General features: G+C 69.5%; 3 protein-coding genes. 1 reads left to right on the top strand and 2 read right to left on the bottom strand.

The features are described from left to right. Positions 1 to 283: 283 nt before the first annotated feature. Both FHP25_RS40355 and FHP25_RS40350 read right to left on the bottom strand, forming a co-directional pair. Positions 284 to 2,434 carry a mechanosensitive ion channel family protein gene (locus FHP25_RS40355; protein WP_147852666.1) on the bottom strand — a complete coding sequence of 717 codons (2,151 nt, stop codon included), beginning with the start codon at positions 2,432 to 2,434 and terminating at the stop codon, positions 284 to 286. Positions 2,435 to 2,535: 101 nt separating this feature from the next. Then, positions 2,536 to 3,528 carry an SGNH/GDSL hydrolase family protein gene (locus FHP25_RS40350; RefSeq protein WP_147852665.1) on the bottom strand — a complete coding sequence of 331 codons (993 nt, stop codon included), beginning with the start codon at positions 3,526 to 3,528 and terminating at the stop codon, positions 2,536 to 2,538. A gap of 281 nt (positions 3,529 to 3,809) precedes the next feature. Between FHP25_RS40350 and FHP25_RS40345 the strand changes: the two genes are divergently transcribed. Continuing rightward, a complete protein-coding gene (locus FHP25_RS40345; protein WP_147852664.1) occupies positions 3,810 to 4,019 on the top strand; it encodes a DUF1127 domain-containing protein in 210 nt (69 codons plus the stop codon). Positions 4,020 to 4,194 lie beyond the last annotated feature (175 nt).

The following is a 4,194-nucleotide window of genomic DNA, read 5'->3' as shown; positions in this document are numbered from 1 at the left end:
GCTGCCGGGGGCGCGCCCCCGGCAGCGGCCAGCGGCGGCACCGAAAGTGTAACCGATGTATCCGGTCCAAAGTGTTACCTATGTATCCGGTCTAAAGTGTTACCGATGTATCCGGTCGTACAAGGGGGGCCCATCGCGCAGCGATGGGAAGGTGAGGGGTACGAGCGATCAGTCCCCATTTTTGCTGCATGGCTTGGTCGTTCCTACCCCTCACCTTCCCATGCCTTCGGCATGGGCCCCTCCCTCTCCCCGCTCTCGCGGGGAGAGGAGACTAAGACCGGCATCAGGACGCGGCCGGCGGCGGCTGGACCAGCTCCAGGCCCTGGCGCGCCACCGCCGCCGCATCGCCGCCGCCGCCCGCCACCGTCACCGTCGGCGAGGCGAACTTGATGCCGTTGGCCTCGAACGCCTTCTTGATCATGGCATAGGCGCGGCGCCGGATCGTGAACTGCTGGCCCGGCTTGGTCTTGATCTTCATGCGGATGCGGATGGCGTAGTCGCCGAACTGCTCGACGCCCTGCATCTTGAGCGGCTCCAGGATGTGCGGCGCGAACTCGGGGATCTCGGACAGCTCCTTGCCAATCTGCTTGATGAGCTTCTTCACCTTGTCGACGTCGGTGTCGTAGGTGACGCCGACACCCATCTTGTCGATCACCCAGTCGCGGCTCATGTTCTGGATCGCGCCCAGCACGCCGAAGGGCACGGTATAGAGCGGCCCGCGGTGGTGCCGCAGCTTGATCGAGCGCAGGCTGAAGGACTCCACGACGCCCTTGTAGTTGCCGCTCTGGATGTACTCGCCGACGCGGAAGGCGTCGTCGAGCAGGTAGAACATGCCGCTGAAGATGTCCCGCACCAGGGTCTGGGCGCCGAAGCCGACCGCGACGCCCACGACGCCGGCGCCGGCGATCAGCGGCCCGATCTCGATGCCGACCGAGGCCAGCGCCGTCAGCACCGCCATCACCAGCAGGACGATGAACAGCACGTTGCGCAGGATCGGCAGCAGGGTGCGCAGGCGTGCCTGCCGCCGCGCTTCTTCACTGTCGGGCGAGCCGCCGGCCTGCGCCGCGCCGAGCTTGCGGTCGATCAGCGCCTTGAGTATGTGCCAGACGAAGTCGGTGACCAGCGCGACCACCACGACATTGAGCGTGCCGCGCACTAGGCGGGTCGTGAGCGCGTCGCCGGCCGTCATGTCGGCGAGGTTGACGTGCCAGGCGTGGGCCAGCAGCACCACGGCGCCGACGATCAGGGCCGCGCGCAGGCCACGGCCCAGCGATATGGCGATGAGGCCGGGCGACGCAGCATCGGCGTCGGCCGCGCCCGGAGGGCGCAGGATGTGGTTCACGGCGCGCTGTGTCGCCGCCATCGTCGCCGGCAGGGCGACGGCCACGACTGCCAGCCAGAACAGCGGCATGGCGCTGGCCACCCAGAAGAGCCAGAGCAGCACGAAATAGATCGACAGCAGCACCGTGCCGGCGACGCCGCCGAACCACCCGCGCGCCGGCGCCCTCTCGCCATCCTGCACGGGCTGGGGAGCCGGGCGTGGCCGGCGCCACACCGCCTCCAGGCCGATCGCCAGCAGCCCCAGGCCCAGCACATAGGCGACGATGCGGCGCACATCGAGCGAGACGCCCAGTGTGCCGGCCAGGGCGACGGTGACCCAGCCGAAGGCCAGCCAGCCGACGAACAGCGCGAAGCGGCGATGCCAGAACGCGGCGGCCGGCGTCGTCATCGGCAGGATGCGGAAGCGCTCGCCGCCGGGCGCCAGGATGAAGCGGCCGGCGACCAGCGCCAGCCGCACGGCGAGGAAGGCCACGAGGTAGCTGAGCACGATCTCACCCAGCAGCGGCGGCCAGTCGAGCGCCAGGAACGCGCCGACGCTGCCGACGGCGAACGCCGCAACGATGCCGGTGCCGTAGGCCAGGCGCACCGCGACGGCGCGCAGGCGATGCTCGACCGAATCGAGCGGCAGCGCCACGATCCAGCGCTCCACGCGCGCGCCGGCCCAGTAATAGAGCCACTCGGCACCGAAGCCGAGCGCCACGAAGCCGACGATCAGCAGCAGCACCCGGAACAGGCCGTGCTCCTCGAACTCCAGCCCCAGGATGTTGCTGGCGCGTGCCAGCTCGTCCGGCACCGTCGGCACGGCCGCCGCCAATGTCGCCAGGTGCTCGCGGACGCTGGCCATGCGCGCGCCCAGCGACGGCTGTGCCGTGGCCGGCGGGGCGGCGGGCGCCGGGCGGGCATGCTGCTGTTTCGCGAGCCAGTCGCGCACCCCAGGGTCGGCGAGCAGGTCGAGCAGCTCCTTGACCTTGGCCGGCGTCGGCTCGGCGGGCGCCGGTTGCGCCGGTGCCGGTTGAGCGCCGCCCGCGAGCGCCGCCAGCGCGACCACGAGCGCCAGCGTCGCTGTACGGATCGCCATCCAGGATACTGTCATGCTGCTGCTCCCCCAACGCGCGCCACCTTGCGCAGGGTGAGCATAGCAGCCCATGGCGACGGCCGGGAGCGCCGCCATCCCGTCCGCTCCGCCGGCCGGCGTCAGTCGCCGACCGTGCGTTCGATCGCGCGCGCCAGCAGCTGGCCCGTGCAGCGCTGGCCGTAGTCGTTGAGGTGCAGGCCGTCGCTGATCATGAAGCGGCCGAAGGGCATGTGCTGGCGCATCACCCAGCCGCGCATGATGTCGAAGCGGTGGAACACCCCGGCGCCGGTCTGCCGTGCGACATCGTGCATGGCCGCGACATAGTCGTCCTCGTTGGGCAGCGCCACGATGGCAGGGCTGTATTGCGGCGTCATGAGCACGACGTCGGTGCCGGCCTGCTTCATCCGCTCGATGCCGCTGGACAGCTTCAGCCGGAAGCTGTCGAGCTTCATGCCGCGGATGGCGGCGTTGGTGCCGACCTGCCAGATCACGAGGTCGGGCCGATGCGACAGCACGTCGCGCTGCAGCCGCTCCAGCATCTCGGTGACGTCCTGGCCGCCGGCGCCGCGGTTGAGCATGACGAACTTCAGCCGCACCGTCTCGTACTGGCGTGCCAGCGTGACCTGCGCCTGCGCCGGGTAGGCGTTGCTGTCGATGGTGGCGCCGTATCCCTGTGTCGATGACGAGCCCAGCGCCACGATCACGACCTGTCGGCGCTCGCGGATGGCCGCTTTGACATGCGGCAGGTCGGTGCCCAGGCGCAGCTCCTCGGCGCGTGCCGGGCAATCGTCGGCCCGTGCCGGTCCATGCATCAGCAGGACGGCGAGCGTCCCGGCGATGAGGGTAGAGAGGGCGCGTGCCGCACGGCGAGCCGTGGCGCACGCGCCGGGCGGACTCGGGTCACGAGACTCTTGATCGGGCACAGGCATTTCCCGGGCTGCGGACGGCGTGGCGGTGAGGGCCGCTGCCGTAGCCGCGCAATATGGCGCGATCGAGGCCTGATCGGTCCGATCCGGAGGGATGCGGCTATATTGCGCCGGTGCCGCTGCGGCGACGGCGGCGCCGGCCCGTGGCCAGGAGCGCTCGTGCCGCTGCTCGGATGCGAAGCTCATGGAGCGTCTCTAAATATGAGTGTTTGCTCCTTTTGTGTGAGTACATGCTCATTGTCAAGCCCTGGGGTTGATGGCGGCGCATACCGGCGGTCAGCTTGCTGACCGGCCGCCGCCGCTCCCGGCAATGTGAGCGCATCTGATCGGTCGGACGTCATTGCCGCGGGCACGGCGGGGAATTCTTCGCCGCTTGGCTTGTTGATCCCGCGTATGGACGGCGGCAGGCATGCGGCCCGATCGAGAGGTCGGCACCGCCTGCGCCGCAAGTATCGGAGGAGAGAGTCATGAGCATCGCCGTTGCCGAGGCGTCGATACGCGTGCCGCGTGCCCGGCGTGCCCGGCTCGTGCTGGTCCTCGCTATCATGGCGAAGCGCTTCCTGCGGCGGCGCGCCGAGCGCATCGCCGTGCGCCAGCTCTATGCGCTGCCCGATCGCACCCTGAAGGACATCGGCATAAGCCGTTCGCAGATCGCCGCCGCGGCACGCCGGCGCTAGATCGGTGCGCCGAGCGCAGCAGCGCCCTGGTAGAAGGACACGAGAAGATCAACCACAGAGTTCCGCACCGACTACGTCGGCCACAAGGGCTGAAACGGGTGCTAAGCTGTTGTCCGGCCGGCATCGAGGTTGGTCGGATCCCTAGTGCAGAGGAGCCTGACACAGAGTTTGAACC

Source organism: Vineibacter terrae (assembly GCF_008039615.1).
In the GTDB taxonomy this organism is placed as follows: domain Bacteria; phylum Pseudomonadota; class Alphaproteobacteria; order Reyranellales; family Reyranellaceae; genus Vineibacter; species Vineibacter terrae.
Note: the sequence above shows the minus strand (reverse complement) of the source record. Positions and strands in the feature narration are given on the sequence as shown.

Coding starts and splice junctions, on each gene's coding strand:
- FHP25_RS40345 (WP_147852664.1), top strand. CDS start 3,810: ATGAGCATCGCCGTTGCCGAGGCGTCGATACGCGTGCCGCGTGCCCGG.
- FHP25_RS40350 (WP_147852665.1), bottom strand. CDS start 3,528: ATGAGCTTCGCATCCGAGCAGCGGCACGAGCGCTCCTGGCCACGGGCC.
- FHP25_RS40355 (WP_147852666.1), bottom strand. CDS start 2,434: ATGACAGTATCCTGGATGGCGATCCGTACAGCGACGCTGGCGCTCGTG.